This window comes from Paenibacillus sp. FSL K6-2862, from assembly GCF_038005125.1.
In the GTDB taxonomy this organism is placed as follows: domain Bacteria; phylum Bacillota; class Bacilli; order Paenibacillales; family Paenibacillaceae; genus Paenibacillus; species Paenibacillus illinoisensis_A.
The window spans coordinates 4,326,016-4,352,053 of sequence record NZ_JBBOSN010000001.1 but is presented as its reverse complement, the minus strand read 5'-3'; the positions used below and the strand labels follow the sequence as shown (position 1 = coordinate 4,352,053).

Annotated in this window: 18 protein-coding genes; 15 read left to right on the top strand and 3 right to left on the bottom strand. The window is 47.0% G+C overall.

All coding sequences use genetic code 11. The features are described 5' to 3' along the window. Positions 1–186: 186 nt before the first annotated feature. Positions 187–1,395 carry a pyridoxal phosphate-dependent aminotransferase gene (locus MHB82_RS19490; RefSeq protein ID WP_341175648.1) on the bottom strand — a complete coding sequence of 403 codons (1,209 nt, stop codon included), beginning with the start codon at positions 1,393–1,395 and terminating at the stop codon, positions 187–189. A gap of 253 nt (positions 1,396–1,648) precedes the next feature. Here MHB82_RS19490 and MHB82_RS19485 point away from each other — a divergent pair, with 253 nt between their 5' ends. The 4 genes from MHB82_RS19485 to MHB82_RS19470 all read left to right on the top strand — a co-directional run bounded on the left by MHB82_RS19485 (position 1,649) and on the right by MHB82_RS19470 (position 5,690). Further along, positions 1,649–2,671 carry an ABC transporter substrate-binding protein gene (locus tag MHB82_RS19485; protein WP_341175647.1) on the top strand — a complete coding sequence of 341 codons (1,023 nt, stop codon included), beginning with the start codon at positions 1,649–1,651 and terminating at the stop codon, positions 2,669–2,671. Between the two features lie 189 nt (positions 2,672–2,860). Then, entirely contained in the window at positions 2,861–4,495 is a 1,635-nt protein-coding gene (locus MHB82_RS19480) for an AraC family transcriptional regulator (protein WP_341176669.1), read from the top strand. 101 nt (positions 4,496–4,596) lie between these two features. Next, entirely contained in the window at positions 4,597–5,418 is an 822-nt protein-coding gene (locus tag MHB82_RS19475) for a carbon-nitrogen family hydrolase (protein WP_110758946.1), read from the top strand. Positions 5,419–5,504: 86 nt separating this feature from the next. Beyond that, on the top strand, positions 5,505–5,690 hold the full coding sequence (locus MHB82_RS19470; RefSeq protein WP_095361880.1) for a hypothetical protein: 186 nt from the start codon (positions 5,505–5,507) through the stop codon (positions 5,688–5,690). A 192-nt stretch (positions 5,691–5,882) separates the two neighbouring features. Here MHB82_RS19470 and MHB82_RS19465 read toward each other — a convergent pair whose 3' ends face one another. Next, positions 5,883–6,827, bottom strand: coding sequence for a LysR family transcriptional regulator (locus MHB82_RS19465; RefSeq protein ID WP_095361879.1), 945 nt, complete (start codon positions 6,825–6,827; stop codon positions 5,883–5,885). Between the two features lie 339 nt (positions 6,828–7,166). On the opposite strand from MHB82_RS19465, the gene leuC reads away from it, so the two are divergent. Continuing rightward, entirely contained in the window at positions 7,167–8,588 is a 1,422-nt protein-coding gene (gene leuC, locus MHB82_RS19460; RefSeq protein WP_095361878.1) for a 3-isopropylmalate dehydratase large subunit, read from the top strand. Positions 8,589–8,619: 31 nt separating this feature from the next. Continuing rightward, a complete protein-coding gene (leuD, locus tag MHB82_RS19455; RefSeq protein ID WP_095292742.1) occupies positions 8,620–9,222 on the top strand; it encodes a 3-isopropylmalate dehydratase small subunit in 603 nt (200 codons plus the stop codon). Between the two features lie 136 nt (positions 9,223–9,358). Here the strand turns inward: leuD and MHB82_RS19450 are convergent, their stop codons facing one another. Next, entirely contained in the window at positions 9,359–9,928 is a 570-nt protein-coding gene (locus MHB82_RS19450; protein WP_258377668.1) for a hypothetical protein, read from the bottom strand. Positions 9,929–10,272: 344 nt separating this feature from the next. Here MHB82_RS19450 and MHB82_RS19445 point away from each other — a divergent pair, with 344 nt between their 5' ends. The 9 genes from MHB82_RS19445 to MHB82_RS19405 all read left to right on the top strand — a co-directional run bounded on the left by MHB82_RS19445 (position 10,273) and on the right by MHB82_RS19405 (position 25,923). Continuing rightward, positions 10,273–11,676: an N-acetylmuramoyl-L-alanine amidase family protein gene (locus tag MHB82_RS19445; RefSeq protein ID WP_341175646.1), complete on the top strand. Its 1,404-nt coding sequence runs from the start codon at positions 10,273–10,275 to the stop codon at positions 11,674–11,676. A 257-nt stretch (positions 11,677–11,933) separates the two neighbouring features. Continuing rightward, positions 11,934–13,343 (top strand): N-acetylmuramoyl-L-alanine amidase family protein, encoded by a 1,410-nt coding sequence (locus tag MHB82_RS19440; protein ID WP_095361876.1) that lies wholly within the window; start codon positions 11,934–11,936, stop codon positions 13,341–13,343. A 34-nt stretch (positions 13,344–13,377) separates the two neighbouring features. After that, entirely contained in the window at positions 13,378–14,079 is a 702-nt protein-coding gene (locus MHB82_RS19435) for a GerMN domain-containing protein (RefSeq protein WP_095361875.1), read from the top strand. Positions 14,080–14,151: 72 nt separating this feature from the next. Beyond that, entirely contained in the window at positions 14,152–16,890 is a 2,739-nt protein-coding gene (locus tag MHB82_RS19430; protein ID WP_341175645.1) for an S-layer homology domain-containing protein, read from the top strand. Between the two features lie 162 nt (positions 16,891–17,052). Further along, a complete protein-coding gene (nth, locus tag MHB82_RS19425; protein ID WP_095361873.1) occupies positions 17,053–17,748 on the top strand; it encodes an endonuclease III in 696 nt (231 codons plus the stop codon). 23 nt (positions 17,749–17,771) lie between these two features. Beyond that, on the top strand, positions 17,772–18,044 hold the full coding sequence (locus MHB82_RS19420; protein WP_095292936.1) for an NAD/NADP transhydrogenase alpha subunit: 273 nt from the start codon (positions 17,772–17,774) through the stop codon (positions 18,042–18,044). Between the two features lie 316 nt (positions 18,045–18,360). Next, on the top strand, positions 18,361–22,035 hold the full coding sequence (locus tag MHB82_RS19415) for a dynamin family protein (protein WP_341175644.1): 3,675 nt from the start codon (positions 18,361–18,363) through the stop codon (positions 22,033–22,035). 268 nt (positions 22,036–22,303) lie between these two features. Beyond that, positions 22,304–24,076: an ABC transporter ATP-binding protein gene (locus tag MHB82_RS19410; RefSeq protein ID WP_095361871.1), complete on the top strand. Its 1,773-nt coding sequence runs from the start codon at positions 22,304–22,306 to the stop codon at positions 24,074–24,076. Then, positions 24,073–25,923, top strand: coding sequence for an ABC transporter ATP-binding protein (locus MHB82_RS19405; protein WP_095361870.1), 1,851 nt, complete (start codon positions 24,073–24,075; stop codon positions 25,921–25,923). The genes MHB82_RS19410 and MHB82_RS19405 overlap by 4 nt, the downstream gene beginning before the upstream one ends. The last annotated feature ends 115 nt before the right edge of the window (positions 25,924–26,038 follow it).

Genomic DNA, 26,038 nt, shown 5'->3' with positions numbered 1-26,038 from the left:
GCATAAACAGGCCGCTCAGGGGTAGGTTTCGGAGAGAAGCCGCGGTAAATTCTTGCAGCCCGGTGGAATTTACTCTCTGGGCGCGGCTTGTTCTCTCGTACTGGTCCCGTCATCACGTTTCGTTCGATATTTGTTAATAACATACCATGGAAACTTGGCAGATGCAAAGGGGTATGCGGCCTTTAATTACTTAAACAAGTTCAGCTTGCCAATCCTTCTGGCAGCTTCCTCCAATCGTTTCTCGTCACTCAGCAAACCAGCGCGGACGTAGCCTTCTCCATGTGTACCAAACCCGATACCCGGTGCCACAGCGACTTTGGCTTCACGAAGCAGTAAATCTGCAAATTCGGCTGAGGTAAACCCGGAAGGAACAGGCAGCCAGCTGAAGAAAGAACCCCCAGGCTTCGAAGCCTGCCATCCAATGGAGGAAAGTGCTTCATATAATGCATTACGGCGGGATTCATACCGGGCGACCAGATCGGTAACACATTGTTGGGAGGAAGTCAGGGCAGCAGCTGCCGCTGCCTGAATGCCGCCGAATAGGCTAACATAAATGTGATCCTGCAGCAGATTGATTTTGGAGATGATCTCCGCATTCCCAAGGGCGAATCCAACCCGCCAGCCTGCCATATTGTAAGTTTTGGATAACGTATAGAATTCAATTCCGACTTCCTTGGCCCCAGGCGCCTGCAGGAAACTGACCGGACGATGTCCGTCAAACCCAATCGCACCATATGCGAAGTCGCTGGCAACGACAATCTTGTTCCGTATCGCGAATTCAACGGTATCTTCATAGAATGACAGCGGGGCAGTCGCGGATGTTGGATTGTTGGGATAGTTTAAATACATCAGCTTGGCCTTATCGCGAACTTCATCCAAGATAGCCTCATAATCAGGAAGGAATGCATTCGACTCCAAAAGAGGCATAAAGGACATATGCGCTTTGGCAAGAGCGACCCCGGACCAGTAATCCGGATAACCCGGATCAGGAACGAGACATGCGTCCCCGGGATTAAGCAGCACTTGCGGCAGCTGTACAAGCCCCGTTTTCCCGCCAAACAAAATGGCAACTTCAGTCTCGGGATCAAGGTCAACGTTATAATCTTCTTTATAACGTTTGGCGATGGCTTCCTTCAGGAAGACATGTCCACTAAAAGGTGAATATTTATGATAAAGCGGATTTTCGGCAGACTCTTGCAGTGTTTTTACGATATGCGGTGGTGTAGGAGTGTCCGGGTTCCCCTGACCAAGATTAATCACGTCGTGACCACTTGCGATTTCACGGTTAACATTTTGCACGAGTGTTGCAAAAAATTGCGTTGGCAGCTGTGTCATGACGTCTGAGGTAGGTATATCAAAGGCAGAACGACCCGAATTTTGCTGTAGATTACTCATTAATTTCATCACTCCGGTTCATAAAAATGGGAATAGTATTCATTAATTTATCACGCTAATCCCGAGCTGTATAGAGGGGATAAGTGATTTGAAGTCTTTTTGTCTACCGTGTAAATGGGTTTTTGTACAAAACCCAATTGACCAGATTCGGTTTTGTCCATTGTCGAAGAAGATCCTTTATCTTATGATCTTTTACGATAATGATAATCAATATCATTAAGAAAACGTTTATCTATCTAGGGGGAAATAAAAAATGAAACAAAGCGGCTTTCGTGTGATGAGCACAACATTCATGATTGGAGCGTTATCCCTACTGCTGCTTGCTTGCGGCAATTCGTCCACTAACGGTTCAGGTGACGGAGAGACAACTGCTGCGGCAACATCCAATGACTCGCAGGCAGCAGCAGAGAACACCGGGCAAGAAGAGGTGGCAGAGGCAGACAACAAGAATGAAACGAAAATATTTAAAGACTGGACCGGGCACGAAGTGGAAGTTCCGACCTATCCGCAGCGTGTCATATACCACGGCGAGGTTACCGGGGATCTATTGGCTCTCGGGGTCGTTCCTGTAGGTATTCTTAAAAATGAAGGTACGGTATTCGATGATCAGGTGGCAGATGCAGAAGATGTTGGTTTTCCAATCAGTGTTGAAAAATCGCTATCACTTAAACCTGACCTGATCATTTTCTCGAATGATGATGAAACGCAATACGATCAGATTTCAAAAGTTGCTCCGACGGTGACGTTCAACTCCTTCTGGCCACTCGAAGAACGGATGCGATTCTTGGGAGATTTGCTCGGCAAAAAACAGGAGGCTGAAGACTGGCTTGCTGCACATGCCAAGGCAACAGAGGAAATGTGGAATCAGCTGCGTGCAAATGGGCTGAAGGAAGACGAAACCGCATCGGTATTTACCATGTATCCAGGTAATCGATTGTTCGTGATGGCGGGTGCAGGATTGCCCCAGCTGTTGTACGGACCTGGTGGTATGAAGCCAACCCCTGAAATTCAAAAGGTACTGGATGAAGAAGTAGGATTTGTTGAGATATCACAGGAAAAAATGGCAGAGTTCGCTGGAGACCGCATATTTATATTGAATGCAGTAGATCAAGCGGCACAGCAATCGACAGAAGAATTGATGAATAGTGTAGTATGGAATAATCTGCCTGCGGTCAAGGAGGGCAAGGTTTATCGTTTTGATATCGTCAAAGCATCGAGCGATGCTACATCAAGAGAGTGGCTTCTGCAGGAATTGCCGAAACAGATGATTCAATAAAAGACCAGTTCTTATCCTGAACAGGGCCTTCAACGTATCGTTGAGGGCTCTTATTAACGTTTTTGATCGTGTATAAGTGTCTTTTGTATATATGCTGGAATAATGAGGCTTTACGGCGTATAATCAGAATACATTAATGATAACCATTCTCATTCAGAGTAAGTATGAGGTGAAACGGAAGTGCAGCAAATGATCGCAAATGGTAATCCCCTATTTTTCTCCGCATTCCTGTTCCGATATGTTCATATTAGTCGTCATATCGAACCTTCTGAACAGGTTATGCTTGAAGTCAGCTGTGAACGGCATACGCTGCTGTTCTGTGAACAGGGCGAAGGCCGCATATATATCGGATCTGAGTTACATCCATTTATTTCAGGCAAGATATACCCCATGGCACCAGGAGAGAATTATCAGCTGGAGCATAACCGTTCTGGTGAGCTGAGATATACGGTGCTTCATTATGATGCCGTGCACATGGTAACAGGGGATCCGGAACTTTACACACGTTCTTTATTTGAAGAGAGGGACCAGATGAATGACTTTTCACCCGGCGCGTTATTCAGCATGCTGGATTTGTTGGAATCGGCTAGCCTCTATCAAACGGATGCAGAGTATAGCCGATTGAATGTACATTTTCAAAAATTGATGGAACTAGTGGTGTCCCGCTATACACTCCCCAAAACTGAGCAAAGCCCGGATGTCAGAGTACAGAGCACGATTCAATACGTGGACGAGCATTACGCTCAGGATATAAGTGTACAGAAATTAGCGCGGCTCGCGAATCTTCGACCAGCTCAGTTTACAGCTTTGTTTAGGCAAATTACAGGCCGCAAGCCTCTTGAATACCTGAACCATGTACGCATTGAACAGGCTAAGGAATGGCTGTCCCTTTCCGATGAACCTCTGCGCGATATTGCGGGTCGTGTAGGTTTCCGGGATGAGTACTATTTCAGCAGACGCTTCAGGCAGCACACCGGACTGGCTCCCCGGCAGTATGATCGATCTCTTCAACGACATACGCTTGTTCAAGATTGGGCTGGACATGAAGTAAACATTCCTGGACACCCTGAGCGGATTCTATTCTATGGAGATTCGGCAGGGGACTTACTTGCGTTAGGGCTTCCCGTGCTTGATGGCAAAGCGTATGATGTGTTACCTTCCATTGATTTGGAATGGACCGTGCAGAAGCAGCCGGATCTGATTTTGCTGGATAGCACGAATGAACAGTTATACCAGCGGCTTTCCCGTATTGCTCCTACTTTGATATACAATTCCCATGCGAACCTGGAAGAGCGCATCCTCAAAGTGGGAAGCTGGTTTGGCATGGAGCTGGATGCAGAGACATGGATTGCATCTTATCATAGGAGAACTGAGGAGATGTGGAGCAGCATAAGACCATGGATTCAGCTTGGCGAAACGGCTTCAGTGCTTGTGCATCATCGAGGTGCCCGCTTGTTTGTCATGGGCAATATCGGACTGGCTCCGTTTCTGTATCACCCGCAGGGGTTTGTGCCTGTAAGCAAAGTGCAGGAAGCTCTAGCAGCAGGGAGAGCCTACAAGGAGATTTCAACAGAGTCGATAAGCCAGTATGCGGGTGACCATATCTTTGTCATGATGCCAGAGAGTGATGCAGCCAGGGCAGCAACGGAGAAGCTTTTTGAAAGTGATGAATGGAAGGAGCTGCCTGCCGTAAAAAAAGGAAAAATGTACACGTTGGATGAACAGGTGTGGAATATAGGAGATGCTTTATCGTACTTCAGATTGCAGAGCCTGTTCCCTGAATTGCTTAAACGAACTGGCCCATCTTCTATAATCGTACACTAGCAGCCATTAAACTCATAAATAAGCTTAATCAAAACGTTGTTGCGGGCTTCGCGCGGATCAAGCTATGATAACAGGTATTACAGTTCGGAGGAGTGCACGTCATGACAAAACAACAATTGGGGGAAATGCGTGTTGCCCTGATTCAGGGTGACATTCAGCTTGGTAATCCTGAGGCCAATCATAAACATATGCAGACTCTGCTTGAGCAAGCAGTGGAACAATATCCGGATCTGGGGCTGGCCGTGCTGCCGGAAATGTGGAATACAGGTTACGCATTGGAACAAATCCATGAGCTCGCAGACCCGGATGGGCAAAAATCAAGGGAGTGGTTATCGGCATTTGCCGAGAAGCACCAGATTTCAATTGTCGGTGGATCCATAGCAGAGAAGCGAAATGGACAAATTTTTAATACCATGTATGCCTACAACAGGGAAGGAAAGCAGGTTACACGTTATGATAAATTGCATCTGTTCCGCCTGATGGATGAGGAGAAATATTTGCAGCCAGGAGCTGAACCTGAAATTTTCGAACTGGAGAATGGTCTGACAGCGGGGGCGTCCATCTGTTATGATATCCGTTTTCCAGAACTAGCCCGCACGCTTGCATTGAATGGGGCCAGAGCATTGATCGTACCTGCAGAATGGCCGAATCCACGTTTGCACCACTGGCGCACACTGCTGACAGCACGCGCTATTGAAAATCAGATGTATGTGATTGCGTGCAACCGGGTCGGTAAAGGGGGAGACACCGAATTTTTTGGACACTCTCTTATTATTGATCCTTGGGGCGAAATTGTGGCTGAGGGAGGAGAAGGGGAAGAGATCGTGACCGGACTGATTCGCCCTTCCCTTGTTGATGAAGTGCGGGGACGCATTCCTGTCTTTGAAGACCGCAGACCTGGTATTTATTTTGGTGCAAAATAATAAAAAAAATAATTCCAGTAAAGTGTTTATTCTTCCAGCAGGCGGGTAATGATAACTATCCCGTCACCAAGGAGGATGATCAATCAATGGACAACCATGTGAAAGATACGCTCAGGAGACTGGAACAGGAAAACACAAGGGAAGATCACTTGAGGCCATTCTTAGAGAATGGAGCAGGAGGGCTATCACCGCCTGAACAAACCGTTCAGGACGAAGGCCGACTGGTCAATCAACAGAACAGGCTGACGAGTGAACGTAATTTGCGAAAATAAACAACATGACATGATTATCTCTTATGTACGTTTCTACGTTAACTTTAGATCATGATATCAGCAACATTGTGATGTAACGATGTACTGCGATTTCATGCAAGAACTTGATCCTGCTTATGCGGGAGAAGAGTATAGAACAAAGGCTTGGCCCACATGGGTCAAGCCTTTGTTTATTTTGTTACTTCGAAATGACTAATTTACAGAGGCAGGATTCTCATTGTCTCCTTCGGAAAGCATGGCAACCGTCCGTTTAAACGTGTCAATAAAAGCTTCTGCCGCTTTGGACAGTACACGTCCCTGACGGTAAGCGACGACGAGAGTGCGACTTGGGACAGGTTCTGCAAGTGGTACATAGACAGGTACAAACTCACTGCGTGGTGCCCTGGCAATAAAGCGTGGAACAAGGGTAATGCCCATGCCTGTAGCTACAAGGGATTGCACGGTTTCTATATTATTGCTCTCAAATACGACTCTCGGATCGAATCCAGCCTGCTCGCACAGATCAAAGGTCAGTTTGCGGAAGCCCTGTCCTTTTTTCAGTACAACAAACGACTCGTCCCGAAGCTCCTCCATATGCACAGGGATCGGATGATCCGGATTCCCTCTGACGGCAAGGGGGTGATGAGGAGGTACCGCCAGATCAATTCGCTCTTCGCCGATTGCAACATATGACAGGCTTGGTTCCTGCAAAGGCAATGAGAGTAGGCTGAGATCAGCTTTGCCGCTGGCTGTCAGCTTTTCCAGTGTTAGTCCTGCGTCTTCAAGCAGCGTTACTTCGATATCCGGATAGGCTTGCTGGTATGCGGGGAGTACATGCGGCAGAAGGTGGGACCCGGTGATCGGCATACTGCCCACAACGACTTTACCTTTACGCAGCTGGGAGATATCTGACATTTCCTGTCTAAGCAATTCCACAGCATCCACAATCTTTTGGGCTTGCTCCACAAAGGTGACCCCAGCATGAGTTAACTCTACCGTGCTGGTATTACGCTGAAAGAGCAGAACGCCAAGCTCTTTCTCAAGTTTAGACAATTGCTGACTAAGCGAAGGCTGAGCAATATGAAGTTTCTCTGCCGCCCGGGAAAAATTCCGTTCTGCAGCAATCTGCAGCGTATATTGAAGTTGTCTGAATTCCATAAGCACATGTCATTCCTTTCGTTATGCCACCATTATATCATCATGGATAAATAAATCAGTTTTCTGTTATGAATATATAGAAAAAGCATTGACACTCGCGGTGAAGCAACGTAGTATAAGTTGTATATGATAATGATAATTGTTATCAATTAAGAGCCGCTGTGGATACAGTGGTTTATTGTCGTTTAACTCATTATAGGTCAAACCTATTACATCTATAGATATTATATCTTGGAACAATGAAGGACAGGGTGATATATTTATGTCATTCAAGAGCTTCACGGTTTAGACAAAAACAGAGGCTCTTCCAAGGACCGAACTTATGATGAGGTGAAAATGATGAGTAAAAAAACGATGTTTGAGAAAATTTGGGAAAATCACGTAATTCATCAGGAAGAAGGAAAACCGAGCATTCTGTATATCGACCTGCACCTGGTGCATGAGGTTACTTCTCCACAGGCTTTTGAAGGCTTGCGTTTGTCAGGACGCAAGGTACGTCGCCCGGAACTAACGTTTGCGACAATGGATCACAACGTTCCTACCAAGGATCGTTTCAACATTACAGATCCGATTTCCAAGCAACAAATTGATACACTCTCTCAAAACTGCCGTGACTTTGGCGTAAAATTGTATGATCTGGATACGATCGATCAAGGTGTTGTACACGTTATGGGACCAGAACTTGGTCTGACTCACCCGGGTAAAACCATTGTTTGCGGTGACAGCCATACGTCCACACATGGTGCATTTGGTGCACTGGCATTCGGAATCGGAACCAGTGAAGTAGAGCATGTCATGGCTACTCAATGTTTGCAGCAAGCAAAAGCAAAAACGATGGAGGTTCGCTTCGTCGGGAAGCGTAATCCGGGCGTAACAGCAAAAGACATGATCCTCGCAGTGATTGCCAAATATGGCACAGACTTTGCAACAGGTTATGTTATTGAGTATACGGGCGAATCGATCCGTGAACTCAGCATGGAAGAGCGTATGACCGTATGCAACATGTCTATTGAAGGTGGAGCAAGAGCAGGCATGATCGCTCCGGATGAAACAACATTTGAGTATCTGCGTGGACGTGAATATGTACCTGCTGATGCCAAGTTTGATGAAGCTGTTGCAGCTTGGAAAGAGCTTGTTACAGACGAAGGTGCCGAGTTTGATCGTGTTGTAGAGATCGATGTGGAGTCCCTGATTCCGCAAGTAACTTGGGGTACCAGCCCGGGCATGGGAACGGATATCTCATCCAAAGTGCCTGTACCGGCAGAACTGCCAACTGAAAATGAACGTAAAGCAGCTGAAAAGGCGCTTGAATATATGGGTCTTACACCTGGAACGCCGATTTCTGAAATTCCTGTAGACTATGTATTTATCGGTTCTTGTACGAATGGACGGATTGAGGATCTGCGTGCGGCAGCCAAGGTTGCCAAAGGCCATACCGTGTCCAGCAATGTTACGGCAATCGTAGTTCCTGGCTCAGGCCGTGTTAAAATTCAAGCCGAAAAAGAAGGTTTGGACAAAATCTTCACGGAAGCAGGATTTGAATGGCGTGATGCAGGATGCAGCATGTGTCTTGCAATGAACCCGGATGTATTGAAACCAGGACAACGTTGTGCATCAACATCCAACCGTAACTTTGAAGGACGTCAAGGACGCGGAGGACGTACCCACCTGGTATCTCCGGCAATGGCTGCAGCAGCAGCGGTTAAAGGTCACTTCGTTGACGTACGTGACTGGAATTTCAAAACGGAAGCAGTTATCTAACAGGTAACGGACAGAAGGGAGAACGGATCACATGGAAGAATTTAAAACACTGCAAGGCATCGTTGCACCGGTAGACCGGGTCAATGTAGATACAGACGCGATCATTCCAAAACAATTTTTGAAGCGGATTGAACGTACAGGATTTGGACAATTTTTGTTCTACGAATGGCGTTTCGATGAAGAGGGGAATAACAATCCTTCCTTCGAAATGAACAAATCCCGTTATGAAGGAGCATCCATTCTGATTTCCCGTGCAAACTTCGGCTGCGGCTCATCCCGTGAGCATGCACCTTGGGCAATTATGGACTATGGATTCCGTTGTGTCATCGCACCATCTTTTGCAGATATCTTCTATAACAACTGTTTCAAAAACGGCATCCTGCCAATTAAATTGTCTGAAGAGCAAGTAGAAGATCTGTTCCAGCGTACAGCTGCTCATGAAGGCTATGAACTGAATGTTAATCTGGAAAACAAAACGATTACCGATGCACACGGACTGCATATCGATTTTGATCTGGATGAACATCGTCGTCAATTCTTGCTGCAAGGTCTGGATGATATCGGTCTGACATTGCAACATGATGATGAGATTACAGCGTATGAGCAGCGTCATGCCGCAAAACTGTTTGGATAATCTCTGACATATCGAATAAAAAAAGCTTCTGCTTCTCCGTAGGAACGTTGTTCCGATCAGAGACAGAAGCTTTTTCTATTATCCAGTGCTGATTAATCTTGCTGCCTTTTAGAATTACACATTTAAACCAAGTGATCTATACGTAGAATTCCTGATTGTTTTTTGCTGAATACTTCAATATGTAATCCCCGTCATTTTTTAAATCTCTTGATGCGATTTTGATCCTAGTATAGTCCAGTCGCGTCTCTCGGAGCACACGCTTAACTGCTTGAATTCCAAGTGTCTCATCCATTACAAGGCAGTAAATATTTAAAGCGTACTGGGGGACTGGATTTGCCGTTTTGCCCATATCATGTCCATCTACAATGCCGAGCCCTTTCCACCCTAGCTCACTTGTCAGTGCCTCACTGGCTTTATCCTTGAGCCATAGATCACGTTTGCTGCCTGTCAGACTTTTCATCGGATATTGAATAATCAGCATGTAACCATCGTCTTCAGAAGCTTGTTTGTAACCTTGGTCAGAGTAGCGATGAAGAAAATCAACTTTGAATTCGTCCTCATTGCTAAACGAGGCTGGAAAATCCATTCTGGTCGTTGTACCAACCGTACCGACTTCGCCGATATGCTCCACAACCTGATCCTCTTCGATCCAGTATTCTGCGTAGAGCAGCCTGCCATTGGATGCTTGTTTATACAAAGTGATCACTGGTTTCCCTCCTAAGAATAAAATGACTTTCATTCTTTCTTTACAATACAAAGTAGATTGGACAATTGGCTATGTATGGGGGTCTTCTTATGGTGCCTCATAAAATATAATAGCATCAATAGATGATATTTTTGGCAAGATATTCAATTCCTGTTGACTAAAAAGAAGATATTTCTCCAATTTGATTTCTTTTTTCTTGTTGGTTCCGACTAAATATGACAACGTTGTAACCGGATGAAAAGCTATTATCTGATAAACTGATTAGTATATTATGGAAGGTTACATAGAGGACTTGTCGAAGGTACAGTCAAAGGTACAGAACACGACAGATTGGTGGATGATCTATGAAGGAATGGTCGGCTGCAGTCGTTTTCTTTCTGTTTTTGTTTTTATTTCCTATCGCAGCACATGCAGGCGCGGTGCCCTCTATTGTTCTTGATGGTGTAACCATAGATCAGGGATCCGGGGCGCCGGAGAATGTCGGAAAGACGGTAATGATACCGATCCGCATGGTTTCAGAAAACCTCGGTTATCAGGTGAAGTGGGAAAAGGAAACCAAGTCTGTTCTGGTTCAAAAAGGGAGCCGCAGTATAGCAATGACGGCTGGTAGAGATACAGCAACAGTCAATGGAAGGCCTGTAGAACTGGATTCCCCACCTTTGGTTAAACAAGGAACGACGCTGGTCCCCTTGCGCTTCGTCGGAGAAGGCATGGGGCTTGAAGTAGGATGGGACAATGGAACCAAGACAGTCAGCCTACGCACCGCACCGCCAGTCGCAGAACAAGATGAAGAGGATGAGGCTACGACAACTCCTTCTCCCAGCTTGAATGCTGAGCTTCAGAGTATCAGCTTCAGCAGTAATCGATTGATGATAACGACAAGTGGAGAAGTCAAGCCGAAACTGTCCACTCTCGGTGCACCGGATCGGATTATTGTAGATATGCCTGAAACCACGTTCTCTGAGTCTTTCATCCAAGGACAGGACTTCAGTTCGGATGGAAGTGGCAGCATTGTCGTTACAGATTCCACTGTGGTATCCAAGGTGCGATACGCCATGTTCAGCCATTCACCATCCACGGTTCGTATTGTGTTTGATCTGAAACAATCCGCTACGGCTAAGTGGTCGCTTGGAGATAACCATGTGCTGCTCGTTGATCTGACAGCAAGTAATGGGGAGTCTGCCAGTCAACCTGCCTTACCAACGGATGACGACAAGAAAATAGTGATTATTGATCCCGGGCACGGCGGGAGGCAGTCGGGAGCAGTAAGTATCTCCGGAAAGTATGAGAAGGACTTTAATCTTGCAGTGGGTCTGAAAGTACAAGCACTGCTGCAGAAGCATGAAGATATACAAACGGTGATCACACGACAGGATGATACTGAACTTACCTTGCAGCAGAGAGTCGAGATGGCAGAACTTAATCAGGCGGACCTTTTCATATCTATTCACGGGAACAAATTTACGACTCCTGATCCGAATGGAATAGAAACGCTCTATAGTCGGATAGAGAGCAAAACGCTGGCCGATGTGCTTCATACACATATCATGCCAGTTGCAGGCCTCAAGGATCGTGGTGTTAAAATGGTCAGCCTGCATGTAACTCGTGAGACGTCTATGCCAGCAGTTCTGCTTGAGCTAGGTTTTATGAGCAATCCAACAGATGAAGCACTTATGCTCACAGAAGATTATCAGGACCGCTGTGCAGAAGCAATTGTAGATGGAATTATAGAATTTTTAGGGCTTTAAGTCCGATTATTCGTAAATACGCAGTTTAGGAAAGCTCGTTGTTTTCAGATGTTTAATTGATAAAAAAGGAAATAAAAAGACATTAAAATGTAGAAAAAGCTTGATTTGACAACGTTTTTTTTCTGTTATGTTGGAATATATTCGCAACTTTTGAGAGTACGGGGCGTCTAATAGGTGTCTGGTAATGCCCACGTGGTCAGTCGGAGCTGTAAGTCACAACATGCGGCGAAAAAATATGAGAATGGTAGGGGTGAAGGATGAAGAAGTTCGGTTTTTTGGTACTGTTATTTGTCTTTGGGCTCGTTTTCCCGGGCTATAGTCATGCGGCTGTGGATACGAAAATTATCCTAGACGGGAAAGAAATTGTGCAGCCATCGGATGCCAAAGCGGAAATCATCAATAGCAAAGTGATGGTGCCGATTCGGGTTATTTCCGAGAGTCTGGGGTACGGTGTGGAATGGAAGCAAAGTACAAGCACCGTGACGATAAGCAAAGACAACACTGCCATGCAGATGATTGTAGGACAGAAGACGGCAACGGTGAACGGCAGTAACGTGAACCTGGATGCCCCGCCACTCGTAAAAAATGGTACGACTCTTGTGCCACTCCGATTTATCGGTGAACAAATGGGTCTTAAGGTGGGTTGGAACAACACTACGAAGACGGTAACATTAGTTACCCAGAATTCTGGTTCCGGAAACGGGACAACAACTCCTCCGAACTCCGGCAATAATGGCGGGAGTACGAATGAGGAAGGTCTTGTACTGGTGAACGGCATCAGCTTCAGTGACAACCGCTTCTTTATTGCAACCAGCGGAGAAACGAAGCCGAACGTCTTCACGATGACAGGACCGGATCGGATTGTTATCGACTTACCTAATACAGCATTTGCTGATTCTTTCAGTGAGGGACAAGCTCTTGACAGCAACCAGAATGGACAGCTTGTAGTCAGCGGTTATCCCGATGTTTCCAAGATTCGGTATTCGTTATACAGCAACAGCCCTTCTACGGTTCGTTTTGTCATAGACCTTTCCAATGCCAAAGGTTATGACGTTCAAAACGATTCGGGTTTGATTATGGTTGATTTGAACAAACAAGGCGCGACACCTACCCCTCCAGTTGGAGATAATGGCAAGAAAGTTGTCGTCATTGATGCAGGACACGGGGATCATGATCCTGGAGCAATTGGTGTTACCGGTAAACGGGAAAAGGATTTCAACTTGGCAATGGCTTTGAAAGTGGAAGCACTGCTGAAAAAAGAGTCTAAAATTGACGTTGTGTTAACCCGCAGCGATGATACTTTTCTGGCTTTGAGTGAACGTGTGAAAATTGCCGAAAAGGTAAACGCGGATATTTTTATTTCCATTCATGCCAATAGTGGACCTGCTGCTGCGAACGGTGTAGAAACCTTCTATACTCGATCCACTAGCAAGGAATTGGCTACCATCATGCATAAATATCTTTTGCAATCTTCGGGATTAAAGGATCGTGGCGTGAAAACGGCAAGCCTCCATGTTACCCGTGAAACAACAATGCCAGCTGTTCTGCTGGAGGGCGGTTTCCTGAGCAATAAGAGTGATGAAGCAGCTCTGTTCACTGAAAGTTTCCAAAACAGTGTTGCCAAGGGTATTGTTGCAGGAATCAAGGAGTATCTGGGAATTAAATAAGGGTTAACCCTTATGATCAGGAGGCGGAGTTAGAATGAACAAAAAAATATGGATTGCAGCACTGCTGGTAACGGTTATGGCAGTTGCTGCCGGATGCGGAAGCAAGCCAACAGCAGCTCCTGCTCCAAGTCAGACTCAAGGGGCAGGCACGGAAGTTAGCGTCCCTGAGGATCAAAATAATGAGAATGAGACAAATGATACGGAAATTACTGATCCTGTAACTGTGGAAACAGAAGGTACGACATCTACACCGGATTCAACACCTTCCAGCTCAGGTTCGGAAGGAACAGCTTCTTCGGGAGGAACTTCTACGGATTCGAGCAGCACTTCACAGAGTACAGAGCAAGAAACAATCAAGGTGTTTTATACCGATCCGGAAGAGCTGGATCTGCATGAAGCCACAGCAAATATCTCCTACGCAGCAGATGATGATAAATACAAGGAAGCATTTGCGGCTTTACAACAAACGTCTGATGACAAACTTGTTCCACTGTGGGCCAAAGATATTGAATTGAAGTCCGTAAAATTTGACGCAGGTGCACTTACATTGGACATTCATATGCCTGATACTGCACGTCTTGGTGCGGGTGGAGAAGCATATGCAATTGATGCCTTGAAGAAAACATTCTTCCAGTTTGATGAAGTCAAATCGCTTGATTTGCTGGTGGACGGGCAGCAATCTGAGAGCTTGATGGGCCATGTCGATCTTGAGCATCCAATGACAAGATCCGAATAGTTTCGCTGCAGCATGTTGTTTTACCGTTTTCCAATGGATATCGACCGTTTTACATGAGAGGGGAAATCATAGGTGACTTTTAAATATAACAATCCATCACACTCTAAAAAAGTAGTATCAGCCGTGCTTGCAGGCATGATGGCCCTTAGCGCTGGCGGAGCTGCCATGGCAGCGGAATCAACAGAAGCGGAGCAGAGCCAGACTTCGGCTGTAAGCAATACGACTGCACCCGCAGGTTTGTTCAGTGATATCAAGGTAGGATACTGGGCTGAGAAGCATGTATATAAGCTGGCAAACCAAGGTATCCTTCTCGGTAACAATGGTCTGTTCCGTCCTGGAGATGCGGTAACACAACAGGAAGCTGTAACCATGGCGATCCGTTTTATGAACCAGGAAGGCCAGTTGAACGACAGCACGGCTACGGCATTACCGACAAATATGGAAGTGGGGAATTATTTCAAGCCATATGTGGCTTTGGCGCTTCAACTGGGACTGATTGATAAAACGGAAGAAGCTACAGCAGACGTATCTAAAACAACATGGGGACAAAAGCCTGCATCGCGTGAGTGGATTACCAAGCTGCTGATCCGTTCATTGGACAAAGAGGCTGAAGCGAAGGCTCAGAACAGTCAGTCCACTGGCTTCGCCGATGATGCAAGCATCTCCACAGATGGCAAAGGTTACGTCAATCTGGCAGTGAGCCTGGAGCTTGCCAAAGGTGTGGAAGGTAACAAATTTAATCCAACCGGATCGGTAACCCGGGCCCAATTAGCAACTTTCTTCAGCAGAGGAGAAGCGTTAACAGATACAGCTTATCCGGACACGTACACGGGTTATGTAACTGGATTAAAAGATGGTCAGATCAGCCTGCTGGTTGATGGTAAAGTAACTAACTTTACGGTGAACAGCAGCACACCATATTTTACAAAAGATAGTGAGACACGTGCGACAGAACCCAATGTTCAGCTCTATACCAAAGTACAGGTGGTTGGATCTGCTGGAAATGCAGCTTATGTGGAAGTAATCGATGCGACGCCGCAGGTGGAGAGCGTCGAAGGTACGTTTGCACGTTCGTTATCGGGCAATAAAATTGGGATCTTTGTTGGCGAGAACTATGAAACCTACGGGTACGATGAAGCAACTGCATTTATCGACCAAAACGGAAATGCGATCAAGTTGACTGATATTACAGCTGACAGCATTATTGAAGTACAACGCGAGACCTTCTCCGCAGACAAAAAAACGGTGGCCATCCGCGTGAAGTCCGGCATTGTTAACAAAAGTGACAGTGGTGTAATTGCGGAAGTGAGCACTACCGGGAAAACGATTAAGTTCACGAATGCAGCAGGAACTACAGAGCAGTTTACGTATGGTGATAATCTGATTATTCGTTATCAGGATCGAATTCTATCTCTAGCAGAGCTTAAAGCAGGCAGTACCGTAAAATACACGGTGAAGGACAGTGTTCTGCAAAGCATTGAATTGTCTCAGGGTGTAGAGCAGTCTGTACGTGGCACCTTGGTGGAGATTGGTGGCAATCAGTCAACATTGACGTTCAAACGTGAAGGTGGCTCTCTTGAGGCAAAATTGCTGGCCGAAAATCCGGAGGTAGTGATCAACGGAATCCAGGACGCATCATTGTCAGATCTGATTACGGATGCAACGAATGGTGATCAGGTTGAACTGACACTAAATGGGGAAGATCGTGTAACGAGAATTCAGGTTATTGGACGTCAGATGGAACCGATGAACGGAGCTTCTGTAGTTTCCTACAACAGTAAAACCAAAGTACTGACTGTACTGGACAGCAACAAAAAACCATTTGTATTTACGCTGGATGACAAAACGAAACTGGACTACAACACAACCAAGCCTACGCTTGCAGGATTGGAATCGCTATTGAACGAAGGACGCAAACTCGATCTGACGTATGTCGGAACCAGAGCGTTGTCCGTAAAAGTCATTTACAAATACGAAGGTACGCTTAGCGGCATGGATACAAATAAAAAAACCATCAGCGTATTGTCTGGTAACCAAACCATCACAGTTCCTTATTCTACCGTTCCGGCAATTGAGATCTACAACAAATCTGGAGCAAGTCTGAGTGACCTGAAGATTGGTGATAAAGTAACCGTTACGCTTGGTTCCAATCAGGATTACGTACAAAAAGTGTCATTAAACACCGTAGCACAATTTGAAGTTGTATCTGTAGAGACCAATGGTCGTGTTCGTGTAAAATCGGACTCACTGACAAGCCAGTTTTACGTGGATCAGGCTGTTTTGACAGGTGAAAGTGGACAAAGTATTACCGCTTCTCAACTGACTGCTGGCAATCTGATTAACGTCACTTTCGAAGGAACGACGCCTAAAGCGGTTCAAGTCGTGAAACGGACTTTGGCAGAAGTGACATCTGTTGATGCGACTTCGGTAACGCTGAAGTTGTTTAATGGACAGAGCGAAACCGTACCTGTTAGCGGTGCTGTAAAAGTGATCAAGTCAGGCTCTACATTAACCACGTTAAACAGCCTTACGGTGGGTGACCGTGTCGAAATGACCAAAGATACGGATAATTCCACTCGCTTCAGAGTGATGACCATTATGAGTAAGCAATTCTGGTCTTATGATGGAGTCGGTAACCAAATTCTGGTTAAACGTGAGTCCACTTCAGATACAAATTACCGTTTTGCACTTGGTACAGGCGTATTTGTTCACCAGGGTGACAACACTTTAAGCGTGCAATCTCTCAAAGATAATGATAATATTGTATTGTATCTCCTGAATAACGTAGTCATGGAGATCCAAAAACAGTAATCGTATTTTTCGAGGATCAAAAGAATGACCGTCTTGATGCGGGATCTTTCCCCCATCAGGACGTTTTTTTTGCAAGCTTTTTGGCGTCCCCGCAGAGCACTCGAAATAAGCTTGAAAGTAAGTCTCCACACGGTGTGGTGATTTTGTGGGAGGTAGCTCTTCATGAATGCAGCGACGGTTAGGCACATACTCGATACGATGGAAGCGATGTTCCCTGATGCACATTGCGAATTAAATCACAGCAATGCGTTTGAATTGACTGTAGCTGTCCTGTTGTCTGCCCAGTGTACCGATGAAACGGTAAACAAGGTGACCGCAGACTTGTTCCAAAAGTACACCAGTCCTGCCGACTATCTGGCTGTTCCACTCGAAGAGTTGGAACAGGACATCCGGCGTATTGGCTTGTACCGGAACAAGGCCAAGCATATTCAGAACATGTGCCGTATTTTAATAGAGCAGTATGGCGGTGATGTACCGCAGGAACATGATCAGCTTGTAACGCTGCCAGGTGTAGGACGGAAGACCGCGAATGTGGTTGTTTCCAATGCATTTGGTGTACCGGCCATTGCGGTGGATACGCATGTTGAACGTGTATCCAAACGGCTCGGGCTGGCAGGCTGGGACGACTCCGTACTTGAAGTCGAGAAAAAACTGATGAAGCGCGTACCCCGGGATGAGTGGACTTTAACTCACCACCGGATTATTTTCTTTGGACGCTACCATTGCAAGGCGCAAAATCCCGGGTGTCATATTTGTCCATTGCTGGACGTATGCCGGGAAGGGAAAAAGCGTATGAAAACGTCCCAAATCAGGAAAGATAAGGAACGTGCTACAAGCCCAAAACGAAAAATAAATTAATGACCAGAAGAGGATGAGTAATGATGAAATGCATTTCCGTGTACACTGACAATTTTGAGGCCTTCTCCGATATTTTTGAACAAATCGTTGAACAGGAAATGGCTGAAAATGAAGAGAAAGAAGTCGAAGGCATCACAGTAAGCCACTCTGGCGACGTGCCTGAGCACTATTTGGAACGTATGTCTACAAAACCGGAAGTTGTGGTTATGAGAGACAAAGGAAGAGACATCACGATTTTGCAGCATGGTCAAGTATTTGAAATTTTGCTGCCTTCCCTGGAGAATGCTGTTTCCTAATTCTCCTGGTCAATGCAAGACATGTTGCATCAATGCTGGCGTCGAGCTTATCACATAAGTTCATGCTGGCATTGAATGCAGCATACATAACTACGCGCAGTGAACATCATTGTGTATTCAATAGAACCATAACTCAGATAAAACCGACAGAACGGTTTTATTTTTTTTAGCAAAAATGATGTTTTCTTTCTGCAACGCTTAGCTTCAAATGAACGAAACCGTTCAAATTCGGTTCGTCTAATGTTAAAATACATTTATTATGAGATAAAGACATGATGCAGGTACCAATTAAGAGAAGCCAGGGGGAAGGCCAGACATGACCAGAACAGATTACCCAGTAGAATTGGCTGAACCACTGCTTTCGCTACGCAAGGCAATGGAGCAAACAGGAGACCATACTGCTGTACATGCTTTAACAGATCTGATGAGCAAGGCAGAGATGAAGCAATTGACGATCGCGTTTTGTGGACACTTCTCTGCAGGAAAATCAAGTTTGATCAATAGTTTATGTGGGAAACGGGTACTGCCATCAAGCCCTGTTCCGACAAGTGCCAATGTGGTGTCCATACGCAATGGCGCACCGCGAGCGCTGATTTATACGGCAGCTAACGAAAGCGCTGACAATCAGGAAGTAATCGCAAATCCGCTTGAGGTTTCTCCTGAACAACTGGAAGAGTACTGCAAGAATGGTGGTGCATATCGTTCCATTGAAGTGTGGGATGACATCCCTTTGCTGGCAGATAACGCTGTGCTGTTGGATACACCAGGTGTGGACTCGACTGACCGGGGACATGGCTTGGCAACACATTCGGCGCTTCATCTTGCTGATGTGGTCTTTTATGTGATGGATTATAACCATGTTCAGTCTGAGAGCAATTTGTCTTTCGCCAAGAGCCTGTCGGATTGGGGGAAGCCGCTGTTTCTCATCGTGAATCAGATTGATAAGCATAGGGAACGGGAGCTAGCGTTTGACGAGTATGTGAAAGGTGTAGAGGCCATTTTTGACGCGTGGGAAGTCAGATATGATGGGCTCTTGTTCACTTCGCTTCGCGATAAGGATCATCGTTATAACCAATGGCATGTGCTCCCTGATTTGATTCAACACATGTTGAACGAGAAGGAAGCACTCATTCGTCATAGCACTGCAAGTTCGGCCAGTCATATCACGGAGCAGCACATAATCAGACAGGCTGAACAGCGAGAGGACGAAGAGGCAGCTCTGCTGGAGGAGATCGGAGGACAGGAAGGCATTGAACGACTTGAACGAGAGCTGGATAAGTTAAAGGATGATGAAGACGAACTTCGTGCAAAGCCTTCTCGGGAGCGTGAGAAGTTCCGGGGGGAGCTGGAGTCCCTGCTATCGAATGCCAATCTCACTCCTGCAGATATCCGTACTTCGGCCGCAGCTTATCTTGAGAGCCGGAAACCTGGGTTCCGGGTAGGATTGCTTTTCTCAGGTGGGAAGACCGAACAGGAAAAGCAGCGCCGTGCTGCTGAGCTCGTTAAAATGCTGCAGGATCAAACTTCGGGTCAAGTGGAAGTGCATATTCGCACTATGCTTCGCAAGCTGGGAGAAGCTCATCAGCTGTGGAGCCCGGACTGGGAACAGGCATTGAATTCTGAACTGCCTGTTCTGGATGAAGCACTATTGGAGATGAAACGTAGCGCTGGCGCAGAGGTGTCTCCCGAGTATGTGCTTCAATTCAGCAAGGAGGTGCGGGGCGAGATTGAGGCCCGCTACCGCCGGTCGGCCATGATGCTGGCAGACCGGATGCTTGAGGCGCTGGGCGCGCAGGGCGAAGCCGCGCTTCAGGCGCTGGACGCCAGCCGCGCAGCGGTGCTGGCGCAGTCCGCGGCGGCGGCGCGCTATACGGCGCTGCAGCGCACCGCCGCCGCCGAGGCAGCAGGGCTGCGCAGCCTGCTGCCTCCTGCGGGCCCTCTCCCCTCCGGGCTGTTGCCGGAGGTACAGGGCCCGCATGTGCCCGCTCAAGAGCCGAGCGAAGCTCACGGCTCTGACCCGGGCACATCTGCGTCTGTGGCTGCGCAGCCACAGACGGAAGCGCCGCCGCGCAAAGCTGCGGCGCACATGCAGCCGGCGGCTGGCGCACAGCGCCGCCGGCGCCTAGATGCAGCTGCGGCACGGCTGGAAGCCGCAGCTGCACTGGTAGAGCCGTACCCCGCCATGGGGTCGGCGGTACGGGATTTGCGTGCACGCGCGGCTTCGCTTGCGGGCGGCACGTTTACTCTGGCGCTGTTCGGAGCCTTCAGCGCGGGCAAATCCTCGTTCGCCAACGCATTGCTGGGCGAAGCTGTACTCCCCGTATCGCCGCATCCAACGACAGCGGCGATTAACCGGATCATGGCTCCAGCGGGAGGCGCGGAGCATGGAACGGCCCGGGTCCGAATGAAGACCCTGGCCGCGTTTCAGGAAGATCTGGCCTATTCCTTCCGTTTGCTCGGATTGGGCGAACCGGGAGCGGATTGGCAGAAACGGGTGCAATCCTTATCTCCACAAGATGTACATCCCGCAGGACGGCCGCACTACAGCTTCCTGCAGGCAGCAGCTGCAGGCTGGGATGACACGATGGATCAGCTTGGTCAAGATGTTCAGGTGGACCTTAACGGGTACCGGAATTTTGTGGCCAATGAACGGAAATCCTGCTTTGTCGACAGCATTGATCTGTACTACAGCTGTGACGTTACGGAACAAGGCATTGTGCTGGTGGATACACCTGGGGCCGATTCGGTGAATGCCCGTCATACGGGGGTAACATTCAATTATATGAAGAATGCGGATGCGCTTATCTTTGTAACCTATTACAACCATGCTTTCTCCCAAGGGGATCGACAGTTTCTCAACCAACTGGGACGGGTGAAAGACAGCTCGGCCATGGACCAGATGTTCTTTGTGGTGAATGCCAGTGACTTATCGTCATCCGAAGATGAACTTGAACAGGTACTGGAGCATGTCAGTACTCAGCTTCGAACCAATGGGATTCGGGCACCACGATTATTTCCGGTTTCCAGCCTGCTTGCCATGGAAGGCAAAAGCACGGGAGATGCGGATATGCTTGAGCAATCGGGTTTCCTTCGTTTTGAGGAAGAGTTTAATCGGTTCGCTGGCACAGAACTTGCTGACCTTGCCGTTGGAGGTGCTGCCGAAGAACTGTCGAGGGTTATCCAGCGGTTAGATCAGCGTGCCCACGATGCCGTTCAGGGTGAAGAAGTGCTGCAGCAGCGGAGGCAGGAACTACACGCCGTCATGGATCAGTCTCTCGTGCGAATCCAAACCCTTGCCGAACGCTCCATGAGAGAAGAGCTTGCTCAGGAGACGGCTGAACTGCTCTTTCATGTCAGACAGCGGCTGGGTTATCGACTGGGGCTCTTTATGGCAGAAGCGTTCCATCCTTCTGTTCTGCGGGAAGACCGTGGTAATCTAAAAGGTGCATTTGCAGCATGCGGACGTGAACTGCTGCGTATGATCGCTGTAGAGCTGGAGCAGGAATTGCTTGCGACGACACTCCGACTGGAGCAGGCAGGGAAGAGCTGGTTAATGAGGCAGATCGATGATTGCGTTCAGGAACTTAAAGAGCGATCAGGCGGAATGGATCTTTCGCTTGCTTTTAATGAGAATTGGAGTACACCTGTGCTCGAGGAGATCCGGCTGGAGGAACCGTCAGGATGGAAAACGTATCTCAGTTACTTCCGCAACCCGAAGCAATTCTTTGAAGGTGAGGGGAGACAACGACTACAGGAAGCGCTCGATCCGGTCATCAAACAAATGGTGGCTGAAGCTCTTCCTGCTGCACAGGAAAAACTGGTTCAGTTCTATGATGCCCAGCTGCATCAGTCGCTGCAGCATCAAGCCAGCCAGTTGGAAGATCGACTGAAAGAAGCTGTGGCTGCATTAAATGAGACACTGACAAGTGGCGTTCCAGCAGAGGAATGGCACAGTCTTTCAGCACAAGTGCAGCAATTCGTACACGAATAAGTATACACGCAAAGTGTATGCATATGTATCCGCAAAAAGGCTCCTGACCGACCAGGTCATACAGGGAGCCTTTTTTTGTCCGAACAACCTGAAACAAAGAGAATATTCAAACATTTGATTGATAGGTGGTCTTTTATTCCCGTTAATGACGCATTAAGGAGAAAGTAGCCTGAATATGGTCAGTTATTCGCTTTGCCGCGAATGGGGGACGGTGATAAACTTCATAAATGTTCATACTGTTTTTGAACGAGACAAGAGGAGGAGAAACATGGATGTTCTCAGGCAACTGCAAACCTTTTTTTGGGAAAAGCGCACGTATTTATTTGTATCAATCTTGTTCCTCGCCATAGCGACTGCGCTCGGGCTGGTGTATCCGAATTTGCTAAGGATACTGATTGATGACGTAATTATACCGCGCAATTTTGAAGACGTTCCCATACTTGCTTTGACCGTGTTAGGTGTTGTGATTTTGAAAGCGGGAATGCAGTTTTTACACGGGTTTTATGGAGGACGCCTTGGTAACTTTCTGGCGTACCGACTACGTAACGCATGTTACGAAAAGCTTCAGTTTTTATCCTTCCGTTATTATGATACGGCCAAGACGGGTGATCTGATGTCCCGCCTCACGGGAGACCTGGAAGCCATCCGCAACTTTATCGGATTTGGCTTTGCACAGATTCTCAACATGGTTTTGATGGTCGTATTCGGCGCAATCATGATGATGACGATGAGCTGGCAGCTTACCTTGCTGACGCTCATATGTATTCCTCTGCTTGCCTTTGTTGCGCTAAGATTTGAATCCCAGATCCACCCTGCATTCCAGGAGATGCGACTGGCGCTCAGTTCATTGACGACAGCCGTACAGGAAAATATTACTGGAGTGCGTACCGTAAAATCTTTTGCACGTGAGCCTTACGAAGTGGAGAAGTTTTCCACACGCAACGAGCGTTATAAAACGAATCAGATTCATGCTGCAACATTGTGGAGTCGTTATTTTCCCATCATGGAGATTCTTGCTTCTGTAAGCGTTGTACTCCTTCTTATCATTGGAGGAAGAATGGTCATCAATCAGACGTTGTCACTTGGTGAACTCGTTGCCTTTTTCAGTTTGATCTGGTACATAATCGGACCAATGTGGAACCTTGGATTCCATATCAACAACTATACGCAATCCAAAGCTTCGGGCGAACGGGTGCTTGAACTGTTGAATACACCGGTGGACGTGCAGGAGACAGAAGATCCAATTATTGTCGAGGCTGATCAGGTTAAGGGGCATGTAACGTTTGATTCTGTAACCTTTGCGTATGGCAATAAAATGGCGGCAGTAACCGATATCAATTTTGATGCACCTCCGGGCTCGGTTATCGGTTTCCTCGGAGGCACAGGTTCCGGTAAATCCACCATTATTCAGCTCTTGATGCGTGCGTATAACGTCAATTCGGGAACCATCAAATTGGATGGCAAAAATATTAAGGACATGGGGATACGCAGCTTGCGGAGCCAGATCGCATCCGTATTTCAGGAAACGTTCCTGTTCTCCTCCAGCATACGCAACAATATCTCGTATGGTCTCAAAAACGTAAGCATGGATGACATTATTCGGGCAGCGAAGCTGGCCAAAGCACATGATTTCATTATGGAGTTTCCGGACGGATATGACACGGTTGTTGGAGAACGAGGCATGGGTCTTTCCGGGGGTCAGAAACAGCGGATTGCGATCGCAAGAGCTTTGCTCAAAAATCCGAAAATTCTGGTACTTGATGATGCAACCAGTGCAGTGGATATGGAGACCGAGCATGAAATCCAGTCCGGTTTCCAGGAGGTCATGCGAGGAAGAACAACCTTTATCATTGCACACCGGATTTCCTCACTGCGACATGCAGATGAGATACTGGTACTGGATGAAGGACGTGTCGTTCAGCGCGGTACACACAAACGTCTTATTGAAGAACCTGGACCATATCAGGATGTTTACAAAATTCAATACGCAGACTACATCGCCCGCGGCAAGCGGGAGGCTGGGGAGCAGGTGAACTCATGAGTGCCGAAACGGTAGCAGACAGGCGCGAGGTCAAAGGGACCTCTGAGAAGAATATAAATGAACGATTCGTCTATCAGGACGATGAGATCATTGAGAAACCGTTTAACTGGAAAGAATTTGGACGTTTGTTCGGCTATATGAAACCTTATGCAAGGCAGCTTCTGCCGCTGATCATATTAATGATGATTTTGGGTACAATCACGAAGTTGTCAGTTCCTTTCTTGATCAGTTTGGCGATTGACAGAGCCATAGCACCAGAGAACGGACTGCCAAGCATGACCCTGTTATATATTATTGGGGGTTCGGTACTCCTGCTCTATCTCATTCAATGGGCTGCCAATACGTACCGGATCAAATTAACCAACATTATAGGACAGCGGGTCATTTATGACCTTCGCTCGGATCTGTTCAAACATATTCAAAAGCTGTCCTTTAACTTTTTTGACAAAAGACCGGCGGGTTCCGTACTCGTTCGTGTCACGAATGATATCAACTCATTGCAGGATTTGTTCACCAATGGTGCAGTCAACGTCATGATCGACTGCGTGCAGTTATTGGGTATTATCGTCATATTGATGCTCATCAACTGGAAACTCGGCCTTGCCGTTATTATTACGGTACCGATCATGTTTATTATCTCCACCAAGCTGCGGGTACTGATCCGCCGTGCCTGGCAGGATGTACGCATGAAGAACTCCCGGATTAACTCCCACTTGAATGAATCCATTCAGGGGATTCGCGTGACTCAGGCGTATACACAGGAAAAAGAAAACATGAAATACTTTGACAACATGAACTTGTCCAGCAAAAAATCATGGGACAAAGCATCGGCCATGAACCAGGGCTTTGGACCGCTCATTGAAATTACCGGCGGTTTCGGTACATTGATCCTGTTCTGGTTTGGTGCCTACCTGATTCAAGATGGTCAATTAACTGTTGGTTTGCTTGTTGCCTTCGCCAACTATGTGGGTAACTTCTGGGATCCGATCAACCGTTTGGGTCAGATGTACAATCAACTGCTGGTAGCCATGGCTTCCTCCGAACGCATTTTCGAATTCATGGATGAGGAACCAAGCATTGCGAACAAACCGGGTGCGAAGCCGATTCCTTCTATTAAAGGCGATATCGTTTTTGACAATGTCGTTTTTGAATACGAGAAAGGCAGACAGGCGCTTAAAGGAATCAGCTTTAAGGCCGCAGCAGGCGAGTCCATTGCACTGGTTGGTCACACCGGCTCAGGAAAAAGTACAATTATCAATCTGATTAGCCGCTTCTATGATATTTCCGGAGGAAGACTGACAATTGATGGCCATGATATACAGGATATTACGGTTGAGAGTCTGCGCAGTCAGGTAAGCATTGTCTTGCAGGATACCTTTATCTTCTCCGGAACGATTCGAGACAATATTCGATTTGGCAGACTGGATGCAACCAATGAAGAAGTGGAGGAGGCTGCGAAGGCGGTCAATGCCCACGAATTTATTATGAAGCTGCCTGGTGGATATGATACGGAGGTTGAAGAAAGAGGAAACGTGCTGTCCATGGGACAACGGCAGCTATTGTCTTTCGCCCGTGCCTTGCTCGCGGATCCACGGATTCTTATTCTGGATGAAGCAACAGCAAGCATTGATACCGAGACAGAGCTCAAAATTCAGGAAGCACTGAAAGTGCTGCTTAAAGGCAGAACCTCTTTCATGGTCGCTCACCGACTCTCCACGATCCGGAATGCAGATAACATTATTGTGCTCGATCACGGTGAAATTAAGGAAGAAGGAAACCATGAGCAACTTATCCAGAAACAAGGCGTTTATAATGGTCTCATCGAAGCGCAATACAGATTTTTATAACATGAATTCTGGCCTAGGTATGTTTTAGATTTTTGTGACTGATGCACTTGACACTCCGGCACCCTATAACCCTGGTTTTTCCTTCAAGATAAGCAAATTGTTTTATTGGAGGCAG

Coding starts and splice junctions, on each gene's coding strand:
- MHB82_RS19405 (WP_095361870.1), top strand. CDS start 24,073: ATGAGTGCCGAAACGGTAGCAGACAGGCGCGAGGTCAAAGGGACCTCT.
- MHB82_RS19480 (WP_341176669.1), top strand. CDS start 2,861: ATGATCGCAAATGGTAATCCCCTATTTTTCTCCGCATTCCTGTTCCGA.
- MHB82_RS19420 (WP_095292936.1), top strand. CDS start 17,772: ATGAAATGCATTTCCGTGTACACTGACAATTTTGAGGCCTTCTCCGAT.
- MHB82_RS19410 (WP_095361871.1), top strand. CDS start 22,304: ATGGATGTTCTCAGGCAACTGCAAACCTTTTTTTGGGAAAAGCGCACG.
- MHB82_RS19475 (WP_110758946.1), top strand. CDS start 4,597: ATGACAAAACAACAATTGGGGGAAATGCGTGTTGCCCTGATTCAGGGT.
- MHB82_RS19445 (WP_341175646.1), top strand. CDS start 10,273: ATGAAGGAATGGTCGGCTGCAGTCGTTTTCTTTCTGTTTTTGTTTTTA.
- MHB82_RS19485 (WP_341175647.1), top strand. CDS start 1,649: ATGAAACAAAGCGGCTTTCGTGTGATGAGCACAACATTCATGATTGGA.
- MHB82_RS19440 (WP_095361876.1), top strand. CDS start 11,934: ATGAAGAAGTTCGGTTTTTTGGTACTGTTATTTGTCTTTGGGCTCGTT.
- MHB82_RS19415 (WP_341175644.1), top strand. CDS start 18,361: ATGACCAGAACAGATTACCCAGTAGAATTGGCTGAACCACTGCTTTCG.
- MHB82_RS19490 (WP_341175648.1), bottom strand. CDS start 1,395: ATGAGTAATCTACAGCAAAATTCGGGTCGTTCTGCCTTTGATATACCT.
- leuC (WP_095361878.1), top strand. CDS start 7,167: ATGAGTAAAAAAACGATGTTTGAGAAAATTTGGGAAAATCACGTAATT.
- leuD (WP_095292742.1), top strand. CDS start 8,620: ATGGAAGAATTTAAAACACTGCAAGGCATCGTTGCACCGGTAGACCGG.
- MHB82_RS19470 (WP_095361880.1), top strand. CDS start 5,505: ATGGACAACCATGTGAAAGATACGCTCAGGAGACTGGAACAGGAAAAC.
- MHB82_RS19435 (WP_095361875.1), top strand. CDS start 13,378: ATGAACAAAAAAATATGGATTGCAGCACTGCTGGTAACGGTTATGGCA.
- nth (WP_095361873.1), top strand. CDS start 17,053: ATGAATGCAGCGACGGTTAGGCACATACTCGATACGATGGAAGCGATG.
- MHB82_RS19465 (WP_095361879.1), bottom strand. CDS start 6,827: ATGGAATTCAGACAACTTCAATATACGCTGCAGATTGCTGCAGAACGG.